The following is a 19,193-nucleotide window of genomic DNA, read 5'->3' on the forward strand; positions in this document are numbered from 1 at the left end:
AGCCGAAATGACACCGCTCTCCCGGGAACTCCTCATCATCAACAAGCGTGGCCTGCACGCGCGCGCTTCGGCAAAGTTCGTCCAGACGGTCGATGCCTTCGACGCGACGATCACCGTTTCCAAGGACGGCATGACGGTTGGCGGCACCTCCATCATGGGCCTTATGATGCTTGCGGCAAGCCCGGGCTCCAGCGTCGTCGTCTCGGCGACCGGCAACCAGGCTGCCGAAGCACTGAATGCCCTCGATCAGCTCATCCAGAACAAGTTCGGCGAAGAAATCTAATCTTCAGCGTCATATAAAGATATAAAGACTTCTTTATATCCCCGTTGCCTTCCCGGCCGAAGCCTGCTAAACGGCGAGCATGACGTGCATTCCGCACCCGTTCGATCCGTTGCGGTCATCGTCGCGTCCTTGCGATGTTTTTGAGACGTTTCAGCCTGGAGGGCCTTATGAGCACTGAAAAAGATTATGTTGTCGCCGATATCGGCCTTGCAGATTTCGGTCGCAAGGAAATCACCATCGCCGAAACCGAAATGCCAGGCCTCATGTCCTGCCGTGCCGAATTCGGTGAATCCAAGCCGCTGAAGGGTGCACGTATCACCGGCTCGCTGCACATGACGATCCAGACGGCCGTTCTCATTGAAACCCTGGTGGCTCTCGGCGCCGAAGTCCGCTGGGCATCGTGCAACATCTTCTCGACTCAGGACCATGCCGCTGCAGCGATCGCAGCTTCCGGCGTTCCGGTCTTCGCGATCAAGGGCGAATCTCTCGAGGATTACTGGGTTTACACCGACAAGATCTTCCAGTGGGCCGATGGCGGCCTCTCCAACATGATCCTTGATGATGGCGGCGACGCCACCATGTACATCCTTCTCGGCGCTCGTGCCGAAGCCGGCGAGGACGTGCTCTCTCACCCGCATTCCGAAGAAGAGGAAATCCTCTTCGCACAGATCAAGAAGCGTCTTGCCGCTTCACCGGGCTGGTTCACAAAGCAGCGCGACGCCATCAAGGGCGTTACCGAAGAAACCACGACGGGCGTCAACCGCCTCTACCAGCTCAGCCAGAAGGGCTTGCTGCCGTTCCCGGCCATCAATGTCAACGACTCCGTTACCAAGTCGAAGTTCGACAACAAGTATGGCTGCAAGGAATCGCTGGTTGACGGCATCCGCCGTGGCACCGACGTCATGATGGCAGGCAAGGTTGCCGTCGTCTGCGGTTATGGCGACGTCGGCAAGGGTTCTGCCGCTTCGCTTTCCGGCGCCGGCGCCCGCGTCAAGGTTACGGAAGCCGATCCGATCTGCGCATTGCAGGCTGCGATGGACGGTTATGAAGTCGTTCTGCTGGAGGACGTCGTTTCTTCCGCCGATATTTTCATCACCACCACGGGCAACAAGGACGTCATCCGCATCGACCATATGCGTCAGATGAAGGATATGGCGATCGTCGGCAATATCGGTCACTTCGACAACGAAATCGAAGTTGCCGCGCTGCGTAACCTGAAATGGACCAACGTCAAGCCGCAGGTCGACCTGATCGAGTTCCCGAAGGGCAACCGCATCATCCTTCTCTCCGAGGGCCGCCTTCTGAACCTCGGCAACGCGACGGGCCATCCGTCCTTCGTCATGTCGGCCTCTTTCACCAACCAGACGCTGGCGCAGATCGAGCTCTTCACCAAGCCCGACCAGTACGAGAGCAAGGTCTACATCCTGCCGAAGCATCTGGACGAGAAGGTTGCGCGCCTGCACCTCGACAAGCTCGGCGTGAAGCTTACCCAGCTCAGCGAAGAGCAGGCTGCCTATATCGGCGTAAAGCCGCAGGGTCCTTTCAAGGCAGACCACTACAGGTACTGATCTAATCTTAGATATCCACAAGATGTGGTAGCCCCGACATTGACAAATGCCGGGGCTTATTTTTTGAGCGCTCCCTTTCCGCCGATTCCCTTCCGAAGTATTGTTTTAAGACTTGATTCGTGGCTTCGGACCTCTCCGTTTCCCACGAAAATGGGATGTCTTGTCGTGATGCGGCACATTAAAGGACGGAGACAGACCTCTGATGTCGGAAATGAAACACAGCCTGCTTAGCCAGGCGGAGGGCAGCTCTTATGGCGCTGACCGTCCGCTTCGGGCAGGCCAAAAATATAAATTTGCCGCGGCCCCTGTGACCGCACGGCAAAAACATTGGTCTTTGGCACGTATTGCAAAGCTGTGCGCTGCCAGCACCGCAGCTGTTTCTGCATGGCCAGTTCTGGCGCTGGCGCAGACGGGCATTGGCGCGTCTGCGCATCTTTTCACCTCCTCTCAGGTTGTCGGCCTTTCTGTCGTCATCGGCGTTATTTCGGCCGCCCTGCTTTCGACGCTCTGGCTGGTGCGCCAGCGTGGCAATCTCGAAAATGAAAGCCGCGAGATCCGCTCGGCGCTTTCGGATGCACAGCAGCGCATTTCGCAATATCAGGCACTCATTGCCGACAAGAACCGGCGCATCGTCATCTGGGATGGCGTCGCCCGGCCAGAACTGCTCGGCCAGCTTCCACCGGAAACCGGCGCGCCGCAGGACAACGAATTCCTCGCCTTCGGCCTCTGGCTGAAGGCGCGATCCGCATCCGAGCTGGAGCGGGCGATCGGCCGCCTTCGTGAACAGGCGGAAAGCTTCGACATGGTGGTCGAGACCATCAGGGATGAGGTACTCGAAGCACAGGGCCGGGTTTCCGGCGGTCGCGCCTTCGTTCGCTTCGTGGCGCTCAATAATCTGCGCGCCGAACTGGCCGAACTCAAGATAGAGCGCGACCGTCTGATGACGTCGATCTCAGCCTTCCAGAGCATGCTCGACGCGATCGACATGCCGGCCTGGCAGCGCGACATCGCTGGGCGTCTGACCTGGGTAAACCATGCCTATGGCGATGCCGTGGAGGCGCAATCACCGGATCAGGCGGTAAACGAGGGCCGTGAGATCCTGACGACCATCGCCCGTGAGCGCATACGCGCCACCGCGACGTCGGAATCGCCCTTCCACGACAAGATTTCGACCGTCGTGCGCGGCAACCGCACTTTCTTCGATGTCGTCGATGTAAAGGTTCCGAGTGGCTCAGCCGGCATTGCCCTCGATGTTTCCGATGTCGAAGCGGTTCGCGCCGAGCTGGAACGCACGCTGAAAAGCCATGCCGAGACGCTCGATCATCTCGCGACACCCGTTGCCATCTTCGACGGCGACCGCCGGCTGCAATTCTACAACCAGGCCTTCGTTTCGCTCTGGGAGCTCGATATCGCGTTCCTCGAAAGCAAACCTGACAACAGCGAGCTTCTGGAACGCCTTCGTGCTGCCAAGAAGCTGCCTGACCAGTTGAACTGGAAATCGTGGAAGGAAACGGCGCTTTCGGTCTATCGTTCGCTCGATACGCAGTCCGACCTCTGGCACCTGCCGAACGGGCAGACGCTGCGCGTCTTCGCTACTGCGCATCCACAGGGCGGCGCGACCTGGGTCTTTGAGAACCTGACCGAACAGGTGGATCTCGAAACACGCTACAACACGCTGGTGAAGGTGCAGGGCGAAACGATCGACCATCTGTCGGAAGGCGTTGCCGTCTTCGGGCCTGATGGCCGTATCCGCCTTTCCAACCCGGCCTTCCGTGCGCTGTGGGGTATCACCGAAACGGAAGCCAAGCCCGGCACGCATATCCGCGCCATCGGCGAAGCCTGCTCTCCATCCTATGACCAGGCGGATGGCTGGAAGACCTTTGCCGAGCTGATTACCAGCTTCGACGACGAGCGTCGTTCCAGCCAGGGAACGCTCGAACTGTTGTCCGGCCTCGTGCTCGACTTCGCGGTGATCCCGTTGCCGAACGCACAGACCATGCTGACCTTCGTCAACATGACTGACAGCGTCCGTGCCGAACGGGCGCTGACGGAAAAGAACGAGGCGCTGCGCAAGGCCGATGAGCTGAAGAACGACTTCGTACAGCATGTCTCCTATGAGCTGCGTTCGCCGCTGACGAATATTATCGGCTTTACCGATCTGCTGCGCACGCCGGGCGTTGGCCCGCTTAACGAGCGGCAGACCGAATATATCGACCATATCGCCACCTCATCCTCGGTGCTGCTGACACTCGTCAACGACATCCTTGATCTGGCGACTGTCGATGCCGGCATCATGCGGCTCAACTATGCGGAAATTGATCTCGCCGATCTGCTCGACGATGTCTCCATGCAGATCGCCGACCGGCTGCAGGAAAGCGGCGTTTCGCTCGAGATCACTGCGCCCGCCTATCTCGGTTCGATCGTTGCCGATCCGCAGCGCCTGAAGCAGATCCTGCTGAAGCTTTTGGCCAATGCTGCCAATTTCTCGCCGGAAGGTGCGTCCATCGCTCTGGAATGCCGCCGGGAAGGCACGGATTTCGTCTTCTCGGTCCGGGATAGCGGCCCCGGCATTTCGCCCGACATGATCAATACCGTCTTCGACCGCTTCGCGACCGGCGCTAAAAGCGGAAAGCGCGGCGGCGCCGGGCTTGGCCTTTCGATCGTCGACAGCTTCGTCAGCCTGCATAATGGCGAGGTCGGCATCGACAGCGAACCGGGCAAGGGAACGACAGTGACCTGCCGCATCCCTTCCATCAACCTGCCGCATTCCGTCGCCGCCGAATGACGCAAAGCGACGTCATCTCGCTTTTCCTGGAAGACGAAGCGGCAACCCTCCGCCTCGGCAATGATTTAGCGCTAGCGCTAAAAACGGGCGATTGCCTGGCACTGTCGGGCGATCTAGGCGCCGGAAAATCCTCGCTGGCGCGGGCTTTCCTGCGCACGATGGCTGATGATGACAGGCTGGAAGTTCCGAGCCCCACCTTTACGCTGGTGCAATCCTACGAGCTGCGCATTCCCGTCTCGCATTTCGATCTCTACCGGCTCGGCGATCCCTCGGAACTGACGGAGCTCGGATTCGACGAAGCGCTTGAGAACGGCATCTGCATCGTCGAATGGCCGGAGATGGCGGAAGGTGAGTTGCCCGTAGCGCGCATCTCTCTGCAGCTCGAACATGAAGGTGCCGGCCGTCGCGCTACGATCACGGCACCGGAGAAAACTGTAGCTCGTATCCATCGCGTGCTGGCGATCCGCAGCTTCCTCGCGGATGCCGGCTATGGCGATGCAGAACGGCGATTCCTGACCGGTGACGCCTCGTTTCGGGTCTACGAATATTTCCGTCTCGGTGACGGTTCGCGGAAAATCCTCATGGACTGGCGGCCGCATCCCGAGGGGCCGCCAGTCCATGACGGCAAACCCTATCCGAAGGTCGCGCATCTGGCGCAGGACGCTTATCCTTTCGTGGCCATCGCCGATGCCTTGCGCGAGCGGGGCCTTGCAACGCCGGAAATCTATAAGGTCGACTATGATCAGGGCATCCTGCTGATCGAGGATCTCGGCACCGAGGGCGTGCTGGACGATGACGGACGGCCGATCGCCGAGCGTTACCGGCAAAGCGTGGCCTGCCTCGCCCATCTTCATTCGATGCAGATCCCGCGGGATATTCCGGTTTCGGCCACGCATACGCATCATATCCCGGACTTCGATCGCACGGCGATGAAGATGGAGGTGCGGCTTGTGCTCGACTGGCATATTGCCTGGAGGCGCAGCACAGGACCCACGGATGTGGAGCGCGAAGAGTATCTCGCAATCTGGGATCATCTGATCGACGAGCTGCAACCAGCCGAAACCAATCTGTTGTTGCGCGACTTTCATTCGCCCAACCTCATCTGGCGCGAGCACGAGAGCGGCATTCGCAGGATCGGCATCATCGACTTCCAGGATGCGATGATCGGACCGACCGCCTATGATCTCGCCTCCGTCATTCAAGACGCCCGTGTCACGATCGAGCCGGACCTCTTCCGACAGCTGATGGACGACTATCTTTCGCTGCGGCGCGTGGAGGACAGTTTCGACGAAGCCAAATTCATGAAGGCCTGGTCTATCATGTCGGCGCAGCGCAACTGCAAGCTTGCCGGCCTTTGGGTACGTCTCTTGCAGCGAGACGGCAAGCCTGACTATCTGCAGCATATGCCGCGCACGCTTTCCTATTTGAAAGTGGCGCTGGAACATGAGGCGCTTGCCCCCTTGCGCGAATGGTGCACAAGGGCTGGAATACTGCCAGCCGAATCATAAATCCGGATCAGCATGACCGTCAGACAAGCCATGGTATTGGCCGCGGGACTCGGAACCCGCATGCGCCCGATTACCGATACGATTCCGAAGCCACTGGTGAAAATCGGCGGCAAGCCGATGATCGACTATGCACTGGGTTCACTCGTCGAAGCCGGCGTGGAACGCGCTGCAGTCAATGTCCATCATTTTGCCGACCAGATGGAAGATCATCTCAATGCCTATCGCCGGCTCGATATCGTCATTTCCGACGAGCGTAGCGCGCTGATGGATTCCGGAGGCGGGCTGGCGAAGGGACTGAAGCTGCTCGCCCGTGAGCCGGTTTTCGTCATGAATGCCGACCTTTTCTGGATCGGCGAGCCCGCGGGCCGACCAAGCAATCTCCGGCGCTTAGCCGGATTCTTCGATATTGAACGCATGGATATGGCGCTGCTCTGCGTGCGCATCGAAGATACGACCGGCCATAACGGCAGGAACGATTTCAGCCTTGGCGCCGACGGTCGCCTTACGCGCTACCGCGACGATCCCTCAAATCCGGTTGTCTATGCCGGTGCGATCGTCATGAGCCCCGCGCTGCTGGACGATGCGCCCGATGGCCCCTTCAATCTGAATATCTATTTCGACAGGGCGATCGCCCGCGGTCGGCTTTTCGGCATGATGATGGAAGGTCATTGGCTGACGGTCGGCACGCCTGATGCGATTGACGATGCGGAGGAAACGATCCGCCGGTTCCGGACGTTTGCGTGACGCATGACGGAGCGGCACCGGCCACGCATTCTGACGATCCCATCCGGCCTTCCCTTTCTGAAGACGCTGGCAAGTTCGCTTTGTGACGGACGCCTGACACCGCTTTTCCGGCATGATCCCGCCGATCCGCTATCCCTTGCCAAGGTGACGATCTATCTGCCGACCCGGCGCGCCGTACGCGTGCTGCGTTCGGAATTCGTCGATCTTCTCGGCGGCTGCTCGGCGATCCTGCCTGTCATTCGCCCTCTGGGAGAAACGGATGACGACAGCGGCTATTTCGACGAGGCGCTGCCGGCAACGATCGATCTTGCCCAACCGCTTTCCAATACGGCCCGCCTTCTGGAACTGGCGCGGCTGATCCTTGCCTGGCGTAACAAGCTGCCGGAGATCGTTCGACATATCCATTCGGAATCGCCACTGGTAGCGCCGGCAAGCCCGGCGGACGCAATCTGGCTCGCCCGCAATCTGGCGGAACTGATCGATTCGATCGAAACCGAGGATCTTGCTTGGTCGGAACTCGGTAAACTCGATACCGGCGACTATGCGGCCTGGTGGCAATTGACGGCGGAATTCCTGCAGATCGCCAGTGCCTTCTGGCCGGAACGTCTGGTCGAACTCGGCCGTTCGTCGCCAGCCCGCCACCGCAATGCGATTTTGCGCGCCGAGGCCGGCCGGCTCTCGACGATGACGCCTACCGGTCCGATCATCATTGCCGGTTCGACTGGTTCGCTTCCCGCCACGGCCGATCTGATCGGTGCCGTAGCCAAATTGCCGGAAGGCGTGATCGTGCTGCCCGGCCTCGATCTTTCCATGCCGGAGGAACATTGGCGGCTGGTCGCGCCCGATCTTCTGCCAGGCCAAAGGGCCAATCCGGCAAGCCGCACACATCCGCAATATGGTCTCTCCGTGCTGCTGAAGCGGCTGAAACTGACCCGCGAGGATGTTCAGCCGATCCAGGAAGCGGAAGCCAATCTGCGCTCTCGCGCGGAAATCCTCTCGCGGGCGCTTACTCCATCGGAAGCCACGAGTGGCTGGGGCGAATGGAAAAAAGACCTGCCGGAAGGGATGGTAGCCGAGGCATTCGCGGACGTATCGATGATCGAAGCCGCCAACGAGCGCGAAGAAGCGACGGCGATTGCCGTTGCTCTGCGGCTTGCGCTTGAACAGCCGGGCAGAGATGGCGAAAGCAGGGCTGCCCTCATTACGCCAGACCGCAATCTGGCGCGTCGGGTTATGGCGGAGCTTTCCCGCTTCGGCATTCTCGCCGACGATTCAGCCGGTACGCCACTTTCGGCAACGCCTCAGGGCACGCTGCTGCAATTGGTGCTGGAATCGACACTGCGTCCCGGCGATCCTGTCGCCATTGTTTCGCTACTCAAACATCCGCTTGCCCGCTTCGGGCTGGAACGTGGCTTTCTGACTGAGGCTGTCGAGGCATTGGAGTTGCTGGCGCTGCGCGGCGGCGTGGCAGAAGTGGATATCGGATCGCTCGAACAGCTGCTCGACCACCAACTTTCAGAGCAGGCGCTCGACAGGCACGCGCCAGCCTGGCGCAAATCGCTGCCATCTGAGGCTGCGGAGATGGCCCGCAGGTTAGCCCGGAAAGTTGAGCGTGCCGTGGAGCCGCTAATATCGGCGCTCATGCGATATCGTGGGGGTGATGATGGCCTGACGGGCATCTCGCTCTCGCAATGGGCCGAACGGACGGGCCGCGCTCTGGAAAGTGTCGCTGCCGACGAACACGGCAATCTGGCCGGCCTCTGGTCGGGCGAGACGGGCGATGCTCTTGCAAATCTGCTCGGCGAAGTCATTGATACCGACGGCCAGATGGAAGCGGACGGACCGCAATGGATCGATATCACGCAGGCGCTGTCGGCCGGGCACGCCGTTAAACCCGGCGCACTTAGCCACCCTCGCCTCTTCATCTTCGGTACGCTCGAAGCCCGCCTGCAGAACGTCGATACGCTGATCCTCGGCAGCCTCAATGAAGGATCATGGCCAGGACAGACCGCCAACAATCCCTTTGTCTCCCGTATGATGAAGACAGAAATCGGGCTGGAGCCGCCGGAGCGGCGCATTGGGCAGTTGGCGCATGACTTCGAGATGGCGAACGGTACCCGTCATCTGATCTATTCACGCGCATTGCGCCAGGGCTCGACACCCACTGTCGCCTCCCGATGGCTGCAGCGGCTTCTGGCGTTGGGCGGCGAGGATTTCGAAGAGAAATTACGCCAGCGGGGCGCGCGTTTCGTTCACTGGGCAAACCAGATCGATCTGGGTGAAAATCAGGCGCCGGCGCAACGGCCCTCCCCCAAGCCGCCAAGGGACCTACAGCCCAGATCCTATTCCTTCAGCGAGGTGGGGCGACTGCGCCGCGATCCCTATGCGATCTATGCACGACGCCTGCTGCGGCTTGATCCCGTCGATCCATTCAATCGCGATCCGGGCGCGGCTGAGCGTGGCACGCTCTATCACAGGATCATCGATCGCTTTGTCCGCGAAGGCCATATCGCAGGAACGCCCGAGGCAGCAACGGCGATGGAAGTCATTCTGACCGAACTCTTCGACATGGAGAGCTTGCCGCCGCATATCGATGCCGTCTGGCGGCCGCGCTTCCGTGAGGTCGCGCGTGCATTCCTCAATTGGGAGGCCGAGCGGCAGCCTAATGTTCAGAAAAGGCTGACGGAGGTCAGAGGCGGAGTCGAACTTGAGGGTATCGATATCCGGCTCACTGGCGTTGCCGACCGCATCGATATCAAAGGACCTGATAGCGCCGACATCATCGATTACAAGACGGGCTACAATCCCTCTCCGACGCAGGCCCGCGTATTGCTCGACCCACAGCTTGCACTTGAGGCAGCGGCCCTTCATGCCGGCGCTTTTCGCGATGCGGGCAGCCGGGTACCAAACGATCTGCTCTATGTCCGCCTGCGACCTGGCAGCCGCTTCCTGGTCGACAAGGTCAACAATGAGGATGCAAACAGCGACAAGGCGAAATCGGCGATGCAGCTCGCGGAGGAATCGATCGACCAGCTGGTAAAATTTGTTACCCTGCTGCAGTCGGGCGAAAGAGGCTTTACCTCGCGGCTGATCCCGGCGCAGCAATTCGATTTCGGTGGCGATTACGACCATCTCGCCCGCGTTGCGGAATGGGCAACTGCCGATTCGGTTGGAGGCGGCGATGATTGATCCGACCGCGCTTCCCGACGGGGATGATCCTGGCACCTGGATCGGATGGACAACGATCCAGCAGGCGATCGCTTCCGATCCGACCCGTTCTGCCTGGGTCTCGGCCAATGCCGGTTCCGGCAAGACACATGTTTTGACCCAGCGCGTGATTCGGCTACTGCTCGCCGGTGCGCGGCCTTCCGCTATTCTCTGCCTCACCTATACGAAGGCTGCCGCCTCCGAAATGTCGAACCGCGTTTTCGAGCGGCTGGCGGAATGGGCCATTTTTCCGGATGAGGAACTCGCCAAGCGCATCGCCGCAATCGAAGGTCGTGAGCCGGATTCCCTGAAACTTGCAGAAGCCCGGCGACTGTTCGCCAAGGCGCTGGAAACGCCGGGTGGGCTGAAGATCCAGACGATTCACGCCTTCTGCGAAGCGCTGCTGCACCAGTTTCCGCTGGAAGCAAATGTCGCCGGGCATTTCTCCGTTCTCGATGACCGGGCGGCCGCGACGCTGCTTGCCGATGCGCGCCGTTCACTGCTGACGGCAACATCGCCGGAGAATAACCGGGATCTCGCCGATGCCTTCGCCTATGTGCTCAATCTGGGCGATGAATCCGGGCTTGAAAATCTGCTCGGCGAGATCGTTGCCAACAGAAATGCCATCCGCCGCTTCATGTTCGCAGCCGAACAGCATGGCGGCGCCGACCATCTGCTTCGCATGAAGCTTGGCCTGGCGCCCGACGATACGGAAGAGAGATTGGCCGAACGGTATTGGCCACTACCGGGGCTTTCGGGTGCAACGCTGGAACTTTACCTGTCGCTGGCCGCCGGAAAGGGTGGAGCGAAGGCGCAGGACGTTGCCGACGGTTTGCGTCGCGCTGGGCGCGAACGGGATGTCACGGCGCAAGCGCCGCTTCTGGAGAAGGTCTTCCTGACGGTAAAGGGTGAGCCAAAGACGGACGGGCAGTTCTTCGTCAAAGCGATGCTCGCGGAAGCGCCGCAGCTTGCCGATGCGATCGCCGCAGCCCGCGCCCATGTCGTCGATTGCCGGAATCGGCTGAAGATGATGCGGATGCATACGGCAACGCGTGCCGCTCTCATGCTCGCGGACCGCTTAAATAGCGGCTACGAGGAACTGAAAAAGCAGCGCAGTCATCTCGACTTCGAGGATCTGATTACCCGCACTGCCGACCTGCTCACCAAGAGCGGCGTCGGCCCGTGGATCCACTACAAGCTCGATCAGGGTATCGACCACATCCTCGTCGACGAAGCACAAGATACCAGCCCCATTCAATGGAGCGTCATCCAGTCGCTGGCGGAGGATTTCTTCTCCGGTGAAAGTTCGCGGCCTGTCGTCCGTACACTGTTTGCCGTCGGGGATGAGAAACAGTCGATCTATTCCTTTCAGGGCGCGCGGCCGGAGCGGTTTTCCGAGGAGAAGGAACGGACGCAGCGTCGCGTGCAGAACAGCGGCCTCGCCTTCTCGACCGTTCGCCTGCCGCTGTCCTTCCGCTCCACCTCCGACGTGCTGCTCGCCGTCGATCATATCTTTACCCCACCAGAGAATGCGCGTGGCCTCGGCACCGAGCCGGTCGTTCATCGTTCCAGCCGCATCGGCCATCCAGGTGCGGTCGACCTCTGGGAAATGGTCGTGCCCGATGTCGTGGTAAAGGACGAGGACTGGACCGCTCCCTTCGACGCGACACCCGAGAGCGCGCCGGCCGCCGTCCTGGCACGGCGCATCGCTCACACGATCGGTACTCTCGTCGGCCGCGAAACGATCGTCGAAAAGGGTAGGGAACGCTTTATCGAAGCCGGCGACATCCTCGTTCTCGTCCGCAAACGCGACGCCTTCGTTAATGCGCTGACACGTGAACTGAAACGGCGCGGCGACATTCCCGTTGCCGGCGCGGACCGGCTGGTGCTTACCAGCCATATCGCAGTGCAGGATCTGCTGGCGCTCGGCCGTTTTCTACTCCTGCCGGAAGACGATCTTTCGCTCGCCGCGCTCCTGAAAAGCCCGCTCTTCAATCTCTTGGAAGAGGATATTTTTGCTGTTGCAGCGCTCCGCGGCGACCATGAAAGCGTCTGGCACCATCTTCGCAAATATGCAGCCGACGGCAATGAACGTCTCGGCGCGGCCGTCGCAAGGCTGGAACTATTTCTCGCACAATCCCGAAGCCTTTCTGTCCACGACTTTTATGCCCGCGTCCTCGGCAGCCATGGCGGCCGGCGGCAATTTCTGGCGCGCCTCGGCACCGAAGTCAGCGATATCCTTGACGAATTCCTGACCTTTGCGCTGGACCACGAAACGTCTGGTATCCCCGGCCTGCAATCCTTCATCTCGACGATGGAGCTTGAAGCGCCGGAAGTGAAGCGCGAGCAGGACAAAGGCCGCAACGAGGTGCGCATCATGACGGTGCATGCCTCCAAAGGTCTCGAAGCACCAATCGTCTTTCTGGTCGATGGCGGATCCAAGGCTTTTACCCATACCCACCTGCCAAAGCTCCGGTTGCTGGAGACTGGACCGGAAGAGCCTCCGATGCCGGTCTGGGTTCCCGTCAGCGACCTCGGCAATTCGCTGACATTGACCGATGCAGCACGCATCCAGCTGCTTGCGGAGGAGGAGTATCGGCGCCTGCTCTATGTGGCGATGACGCGTGCGGCTGATCGGTTGATCGTCTGCGGCTATCGCGGCGTGCGGCTGAACGCCGACACCTGGCATATGATGATCTCCACCGCGCTCGACGCAGAGCATCCGCATGTCGAGAAGGCGACGTTCTCGGGGCCGGATGGAGAGTGGGACGGCATGCGCTGGCGCGTGCCGCAGGTCGAGCGCAGCTTCGAGCGAATGGACCGTGCTCCTGAACAGGCAACCGTCGAAACGGTCCCCCCGGACCTTTTCCGCCCTCTGCCGCCGCAGAAACAACTGCCGCGGCCGCTTAGCCCTTCCGGTGCCGGTACGATCATTGACGAGGAGGCCGATGACCTGCTGGTGACCTCGCCGCTCTTCAGCGATCAAGAGAGCAGCGACCGTTCACTGGAAAAGGGCCGCCTCATCCATCGAATGCTTCAGGCCCTTCCCGATATTCCGGCAGACGAGCGGGCCGATGCAGCGAAGCGTTATGCCGAACGCGCCGCGCGATTCTGGCCGGCTATAGAGCGCCAGGCTTTAGTCGATTCGGTTGTGAAACTCTTGCAGGATGGAAGGCTTGAAGCCGTCTTCAGCGTTCATGCCCAGGCAGAAATCTCGATCATGGGAACCTTGAGGCTGGAAGGCAGGGAATATGCCGTTTCCGGCCGGATTGACCGCCTTGCTGTCATGCCAGACAGCGTCGTCGTTCTGGATTACAAGACAAATCGCGTTCCACCGACAATCGAAGACAAAATCCCTTTTGCGCACAAGGCGCAGCTTGCGATCTATCGGGAAATCCTGAAGCCGCTCTATCCTACCAAACGGATCGATTGCATGCTGGTCTATACGGAAAACGCGACGATCCATACCCTCAGTGAGCAGGCCTTGGCTTCTGCACTTGCAGGACTCAACACAAAGTGAAATATCGGACATTGAAATTCCGGCACCGCACCCTCACATCTTATCCAACACCAAATCCGGTAAAGGAGCAGCCTATGGCTACCGTTAAGGTCGATATCAACAACTTCCAGTCGGAAGTTCTGGAGTCCGTAGAACCCGTCGTCGTCGATTTCTGGGCTGAGTGGTGTGGTCCGTGCAAAATGATTGCTCCGAGCCTCGAAGAAATCGCTACGGAACTGGCCGGCAAGGTAAAGGTCGTCAAGCTCAACATTGATGAGAACCCGGAACTGGCAGCCCAGTTCGGTGTTCGCTCGATCCCGACCCTTGCGATCTTCAAGGGCGGCGAAGTCGCCGACATCTCCGTCGGCGCAAAGCCGAAGACGGCGCTTTCCAACTGGATCTCCAGCGCAGCCTGACGATATCGACAGATTCAATGTGAAAAGCCCGGCATCTGCCGGGCTTTTTCATTTGGGCGGTGTACCGTTTTCTGCCAGAACATCGCCAACGAGATAAAGGGAGCCACCGATCAGAATGCGGGGTGGCGGGCCTTCGGGGTCGACGACCGAAGAAATAGCGTCCAGAGCATCGGTGACTGATGACATCGGTTCGGCCACAAGGCCGGCTTCATAGGCGGTATTGGCGAGAATGACCGGATCGATCATCGCTTCGCTACCGCGGATCGGCACACAATAGACCTTTTCCACCAATCCAGTGAAGGCCTTGAAATAACCGACCGGATCCTTGGTGTTGATCATGCCCGAGATCAGGAACAGCGGACGTGGCTGACGCTCTTCGAAATTCGCCATGGCCTCGGCGATCACCTCACCGGCGCCCGGATTGTGGCCTCCATCGATCCAGATTTCCGATTTCGCCGGCGCATGGCTCAACAGCCTGCCTTCCGTCAGTTTCTGCAGGCGGCCCGGCCATTCCACCGTTCCCATCGCTTTTTCCATCATCGGATCGGTGACCGTGAAGCCCGCAGCCTTGACGGCGCGAATGGCAGCAGCAGCGTTGGCATATTGATGACGGCCAGGAAGGCGCGGCAGGGGCAGGTCCGCCAAGCCGAATTCATCCTGATAGATCAGCCGGCCGTATTCCTCATGCGCCATGAAATCCTGGCCGAAGATGGCGCTCGGGCAGTTCAGCCGCTCGGCGGTCGACATCAGCATGTCAAGCGCCGCGTCATAGTCCTGATGGCCGATGACCACGGGACGACCGCGCTTCATGATGCCGGCCTTTTCGGCCGCGATGAGTTCCACCCGGTCGCCGAGATAGGGCTGGTGATCCAGCGAAATCGGCATGATGACCGAAACGGCGGGATCCTGAATGACATTGGTGGCATCGAAGCGTCCACCGAGGCCAACCTCGATGATCGCGGCATCGGCTGCATGTTCGGAAAAAAGGATGAAAGTGACTGCCGTCAGGATTTCGAAGACGGTGATCTTCTGACCGCCATTGGCCTCGGCCACACGCCTTAAAGCTTCAGCGAAGACAGCGTCGTCGACCAGTTGCCCGCGCCCGCCCGCAACACCCATGCGGTAACGCTCATGCCAGTTGACGAGATGCGGAGAGGTATGGACGTGCACGCTATAACCGCCCGCTTCCAGCAGCGCGCGGCAGAAAGCTGTTGTCGAGCCCTTGCCGTTGGTGCCGGCAACATGGACGACAGGCGGGAGATTGCGCTCGGGATTGCCGAGCGCCTCAAGAAGGCGCTGAATGCGGTCCAGGGACAGATCGTAGCCCTTGGGATGCAATCCCATGAGCTTTTCGATCTCCTGTGCCGCCTCACTCACCGCGACCTGGCCTCTGTCTGTCATCGGCCCGCCCTATCCTATCGGAACCGTGGCTCAGGCGCTCGCCGCCAGAGCAATCACGCCATTTGCATCATTTGCAGCCGAAACCGGCTTCTTGGTCAGGATCTTCAAGAGGCGCGCCAGCGTCTCGGGGATATCGTGACGCTTGACGACCATATCGACCACGCCGTGTTCCAGCAGATATTCCGATGTCTGGAAGCCTTCCGGGAGCTTTTCCCGCAGCGTCTGTTCGATGACGCGCTTGCCGGCAAAGCCGATTTCGGCGCCCGGCTCGGCCAGATGAATATCGCCGAGCATGGCGTAGGATGCGGTCACGCCGCCGGTGGTCGGATTGGTCAGAACCACGATATAGGGCTGGCCCGCTTCCTTCAGCATATCGACGGCAACCGTCGTGCGCGGAAGCTGCATCAACGAAAGGATGCCTTCCTGCATGCGCGCGCCGCCCGAAGCCGGAAACATGACAAGCGGGCACTTTTCAGCGATCGCGCGTTCGAAGGCTTTGACGATCGCTTCGCCGGCAGCCATCCCGAGCGAGCCGCCGATGAAGTTGAATTCGTGAACGATCGCGACGAGCTTCAGGCCCTTTACACTGCCGAGACCGGCGAGGATCGTATCCTCCTGCTCCGTCTTGAGGCGGCTGTCGCGCAGACGGTCACTGTATTTCTTGGAATCGCGGAACTTCAGCGGGTCCTGGGCGACCTTCGGCTGCGGCAGGGCTTCATAGTCGCCATTGTCGAACAGATCGGCAAGACGCGCCTTCGCCGGCATTTTCATGTGATAGCCGGAGGCGGGAATGACCCACTTATTGCCTTCGAGGTCTTTGTGAAAGACCATCTCGCCCGTTTCCGGGCACTTGATCCAGAGGTTCTCCGGCACTTCGCGACGGCCCAGCATGGAATTGATCCGCGGGCGAACGTAGTTAGTGATCCAGTTCAACTCGAATACTCCTGATTGACCAGTGCCAATGTGGGGAAACTATTCGGCAGCAACAAGGCGTGCCGATCGCGTTCCTGTGGAAAGACCGCGAACCAGCGTCGCAACGGCCTGAACCGTGTCCGCCGTCGCCTTTCCATCCGCCGTCAGGCTGGTGGCTACCTGATTGACGATTGCCGTGCCGACGACCACGCCATCGGCCGAGCCGCCGATGACCTTGGCGTGTTCGGCCGTCTTGACGCCGAAACCGACGCAGACCGGCAGTTCGGTGTGCTGCTTGATACGCTTGACCGCACCCGAAACCAGCGACGGATCCGGCAGGGCCGAACCGGTAATGCCGTTCATCGAGACATAATAGACGAAGCCCGACGTGTTTTTCAGAACGGTCGGCAGGCGTTTTTCGTCCGTCGTCGGCGTTGCCAGACGAATGAAATTGATGCCTTTCCTCAGCGCCGGGATGCAGAGTTCGTCATCCATTTCCGGCGGCAGGTCGACAACGATCAAGCCGTCGATACCGGAAGCAAGTGCATCATCAAGGAATTTTTCGACGCCGTAGACGTAGATCGGATTGTAGTAACCCATCATCACGATCGGCGTTGCGTCATTCGTCTTGCGGAAATCGGCAGCGAGCAGCAGCGTCTTCTGCAGCGTCTGGCCGCCTTTCAGCGCGCGCTGTCCAGCCAGCTGGATCGCCGGGCCATCGGCCATAGGGTCGGAGAAGGGCATGCCGAGCTCGATGACGTCGGCGCCGGCTTCCGGCAGTGCCTTCATGATGCCGAGCGAGGTCGCGTAGTCGGGATCGCCGCCCATGAAGTAGGTTACGAGCGCCGGGCGACCTTCTGCCTTCAGATCGGCAAAGCGTTTATCCATACGTGCGGTCATGTCTATTACAGTCCCATTCCCAGGATCTTGCCGACGGTGAAGATATCCTTATCGCCACGGCCAGAGAGGTTCATCAGGATGATCTCTTCCTTGCCCATAGTGGGCGCACGCTTGATGACTTCGGCAAGCGCATGCGAAGGCTCGAGCGCCGGGATGATGCCTTCGAGGCGCGTCAGCGTCTGGAAGGCTTCGAGCGCCTCGTGATCCATGATCGGCACGTATTCGGCGCGGCCGATATCGTTCAGCCACGAATGCTCCGGGCCGATGCCGGGGTAATCGAGGCCAGCCGAGATCGAATGGCCTTCCTTGATCTGCCCGTCATTGTCCTGCAGTAGATAGGTGCGGTTGCCGTGCAACACGCCGGGCGAGCCGGCGGTGATCGAAGCGCAGTGCTCGTCGCCCTGCAGACCCTTGCCGCCGGCTTCGACGCCGACGATCTTCACACCCTCGTCATCGAGGAAGGGATGGAAGATGCCGATCGCATTCGAACCGCCGCCGACAGCAGCGATGACGAGATCCGGCAAACGGCCTTCAGCCTCAAGCATCTGCTGCTTGGCTTCCGTGCCGATCACGGCCTGGAAGTCACGCACCATTTCCGGATAGGGATGCGGGCCGGCAGCAGTGCCGATCAGGTAATAGGTATCGTCGACGTTGGTGACCCAGTCACGCAGCGCCTCGTTCATCGCATCCTTCAGCGTGCCGCTACCGGCCGTAACCGGCTTTACCTCAGCCCCCAGCAACTTCATGCGGAAAACATTCGGCGCCTGGCGCTCGACGTCGGTTGCGCCCATGTAGACGACACAAGGAAAGCCGAAACGGGCGGCAACGGTTGCCGATGCAACCCCGTGCTGACCGGCGCCGGTTTCAGCGATGATGCGCGTCTTGCCCATGCGCTTGGCGAGCAGGATCTGGCCGATGCAATTGTTGATCTTGTGCGAGCCGGTATGGTTCAACTCTTCGCGCTTGAAATAGATCTTGGCGCCGCCGAGATGCTGCGTGAGGCGCTCTGCGAAATAGAGCGGGCTCGGACGGCCGATATAATGGGTACCGAGATGCTTCAGTTCCGCCTGGAATTCCGGGTCCTTCTTCGCTTTTTCCCACTCGTCCTGCAGCTCGAGGATCAGGGGCATCAGGGTTTCGGCCACGAAGCGGCCCCCGTAAATGCCAAAGCGTCCATCTTCATCCGGACCGGACCGGAAGGAATTCGGTTTAGGCGTCTGGTTCACTTTCAACTCCCTGAGGTCGTTTCAGGCAAACATGCCTCTTCGACCGCATCGAAAAACTCATCGATCATCGCTACGCTTTTCACACCCGGCGCACTCTCGACACCCGAGGCAGTATCGACACCCGGCGCCCTGGTAATTGCAAGTGCTTGCCCGACATTGGCCTTGTTGAGCCCACCGGAAAGCATGTAGTCGACACTGCCGTCAAGCCAGCTGAGCAGGCTCCAATCAAAGGAAACGCCGTTACCACCAGGCAGTTCAGAGCCTTTCGGCGGCTTGGCATCAAAGAGGAAACGGTCGGCGATGCCGATATAGGCTTCCACCCTTTTCAGGTCATCGGCGGTACGAACAGGCAATGCCTTGATGACAGGGATGCCGTAGACCGCCTTGACGGTCAGCACCCGCTCCGGGCTTTCGCTGCCGTGCAACTGCAGCATATCGGGACGCAAAAGCGCAACGATTTCATCGAGATCGTCGTTGCTCGGATCGACCACGACGGCAACGATCTTCGCCTTGCCGCGCGCCGGTTCGGCGAGCTTGCCGGCAATATCAGGCTCGACGTAACGAGGGCTCTTTTGAAAGAAGTTAAAGCCGAGATGTGTCGCGCCACGCTTCAATGCGCGTTCGATGGCCTCAGGCGTCTTCAAACCACAGATTTTGATATCCGGTCTCATGGCAGCGAAGTGACATGAAACGGGCAAAGAGTCGAGCCAATTTGCGATGCGGCCTGAATTTAAGGCGGCGGGA

At 60.0% G+C, this 19,193-nt stretch carries 13 protein-coding genes; 8 read left to right on the forward strand and 5 right to left on the reverse strand.

The window, feature by feature from the left end; genetic code table 11:
- Positions 1 to 7 precede the first annotated feature (7 nt).
- The 8 genes from AC1DUP_RS26840 to trxA all read left to right on the forward strand — a co-directional run bounded on the left by AC1DUP_RS26840 (position 8) and on the right by trxA (position 14,010).
- Entirely contained in the window at positions 8 to 283 is a 276-nt protein-coding gene (locus tag AC1DUP_RS26840) for an HPr family phosphocarrier protein (protein WP_113300867.1), read from the forward strand.
- 167 nt (positions 284 to 450) lie between these two features.
- Positions 451 to 1,851, forward strand: coding sequence for an adenosylhomocysteinase (gene ahcY, locus AC1DUP_RS26845; RefSeq protein WP_113300866.1), 1,401 nt, complete (start codon positions 451 to 453; stop codon positions 1,849 to 1,851).
- Between the two features lie 202 nt (positions 1,852 to 2,053).
- Positions 2,054 to 4,636 (forward strand): sensor histidine kinase, encoded by a 2,583-nt coding sequence (locus AC1DUP_RS26850; protein ID WP_477835715.1) that lies wholly within the window; start codon positions 2,054 to 2,056, stop codon positions 4,634 to 4,636.
- Positions 4,633 to 6,144: a tRNA (adenosine(37)-N6)-threonylcarbamoyltransferase complex ATPase subunit type 1 TsaE gene (gene tsaE, locus AC1DUP_RS26855; protein WP_477835717.1), complete on the forward strand. Its 1,512-nt coding sequence runs from the start codon at positions 4,633 to 4,635 to the stop codon at positions 6,142 to 6,144. The genes AC1DUP_RS26850 and tsaE overlap by 4 nt, the downstream gene beginning before the upstream one ends.
- Positions 6,145 to 6,156: 12 nt before the next feature.
- A complete protein-coding gene (locus tag AC1DUP_RS26860; RefSeq protein ID WP_113300863.1) occupies positions 6,157 to 6,888 on the forward strand; it encodes a nucleotidyltransferase family protein in 732 nt (243 codons plus the stop codon).
- 3 nt (positions 6,889 to 6,891) lie between these two features.
- Entirely contained in the window at positions 6,892 to 10,077 is a 3,186-nt protein-coding gene (addB, locus tag AC1DUP_RS26865) for a double-strand break repair protein AddB (RefSeq protein ID WP_477835720.1), read from the forward strand.
- Complete coding sequence (gene addA, locus AC1DUP_RS26870) at positions 10,070 to 13,615, forward strand: double-strand break repair helicase AddA (protein WP_477835722.1); 3,546 nt, start codon at positions 10,070 to 10,072, stop codon at positions 13,613 to 13,615. The genes addB and addA overlap by 8 nt, the downstream gene beginning before the upstream one ends.
- Positions 13,616 to 13,689: 74 nt before the next feature.
- On the forward strand, positions 13,690 to 14,010 hold the full coding sequence (gene trxA / locus AC1DUP_RS26875; protein WP_113300861.1) for a thioredoxin: 321 nt from the start codon (positions 13,690 to 13,692) through the stop codon (positions 14,008 to 14,010).
- A 48-nt stretch (positions 14,011 to 14,058) separates the two neighbouring features.
- Here trxA and AC1DUP_RS26880 read toward each other — a convergent pair whose 3' ends face one another.
- From AC1DUP_RS26880 to AC1DUP_RS26900, 5 genes are read right to left on the reverse strand one after another with little or no spacing between them, the layout of a single operon-like run.
- Positions 14,059 to 15,411, reverse strand: coding sequence for a bifunctional folylpolyglutamate synthase/dihydrofolate synthase (locus tag AC1DUP_RS26880; protein WP_477835724.1), 1,353 nt, complete (start codon positions 15,409 to 15,411; stop codon positions 14,059 to 14,061).
- A gap of 30 nt (positions 15,412 to 15,441) precedes the next feature.
- Positions 15,442 to 16,344 carry an acetyl-CoA carboxylase, carboxyltransferase subunit beta gene (gene accD / locus AC1DUP_RS26885; RefSeq protein ID WP_113300859.1) on the reverse strand — a complete coding sequence of 301 codons (903 nt, stop codon included), beginning with the start codon at positions 16,342 to 16,344 and terminating at the stop codon, positions 15,442 to 15,444.
- Positions 16,345 to 16,383: 39 nt separating this feature from the next.
- Positions 16,384 to 17,223 carry a tryptophan synthase subunit alpha gene (gene trpA, locus AC1DUP_RS26890; protein ID WP_113300858.1) on the reverse strand — a complete coding sequence of 280 codons (840 nt, stop codon included), beginning with the start codon at positions 17,221 to 17,223 and terminating at the stop codon, positions 16,384 to 16,386.
- Positions 17,224 to 17,228: 5 nt separating this feature from the next.
- Positions 17,229 to 18,449, reverse strand: a complete 1,221-nt coding sequence (trpB, locus tag AC1DUP_RS26895) for a tryptophan synthase subunit beta (RefSeq protein WP_113308152.1) — start codon at positions 18,447 to 18,449, stop codon at positions 17,229 to 17,231.
- 2 nt (positions 18,450 to 18,451) lie between these two features.
- The gene (locus AC1DUP_RS26900) at positions 18,452 to 19,120 is read right to left on the reverse strand and encodes a phosphoribosylanthranilate isomerase (RefSeq protein WP_477835727.1); all 669 of its coding nucleotides are present in this window, start codon (positions 19,118 to 19,120) and stop codon (positions 18,452 to 18,454) included.
- Positions 19,121 to 19,193: the final 73 nt, after the last annotated feature.

This window comes from Rhizobium sp. 01L419, assembly GCF_056400025.1.

Bases quoted from the DNA above. Each gene is read 5' to 3' on its own strand.
- trpA (WP_113300858.1), bottom strand. From the start codon at position 17,223: ATGACCGCACGTATGGATAAACGCTTTGCCGATCTGAAGGCAGAAGGT.
- AC1DUP_RS26880 (WP_477835724.1), bottom strand. From the start codon at position 15,411: ATGACAGACAGAGGCCAGGTCGCGGTGAGTGAGGCGGCACAGGAGATC.
- AC1DUP_RS26900 (WP_477835727.1), bottom strand. From the start codon at position 19,120: ATGAGACCGGATATCAAAATCTGTGGTTTGAAGACGCCTGAGGCCATC.
- addB (WP_477835720.1), top strand. From the start codon at position 6,892: ATGACGGAGCGGCACCGGCCACGCATTCTGACGATCCCATCCGGCCTT.
- AC1DUP_RS26850 (WP_477835715.1), top strand. From the start codon at position 2,054: ATGTCGGAAATGAAACACAGCCTGCTTAGCCAGGCGGAGGGCAGCTCT.
- trxA (WP_113300861.1), top strand. From the start codon at position 13,690: ATGGCTACCGTTAAGGTCGATATCAACAACTTCCAGTCGGAAGTTCTG.
- tsaE (WP_477835717.1), top strand. From the start codon at position 4,633: ATGACGCAAAGCGACGTCATCTCGCTTTTCCTGGAAGACGAAGCGGCA.
- addA (WP_477835722.1), top strand. From the start codon at position 10,070: ATGATTGATCCGACCGCGCTTCCCGACGGGGATGATCCTGGCACCTGG.
- ahcY (WP_113300866.1), top strand. From the start codon at position 451: ATGAGCACTGAAAAAGATTATGTTGTCGCCGATATCGGCCTTGCAGAT.
- AC1DUP_RS26860 (WP_113300863.1), top strand. From the start codon at position 6,157: ATGACCGTCAGACAAGCCATGGTATTGGCCGCGGGACTCGGAACCCGC.
- AC1DUP_RS26840 (WP_113300867.1), top strand. From the start codon at position 8: ATGACACCGCTCTCCCGGGAACTCCTCATCATCAACAAGCGTGGCCTG.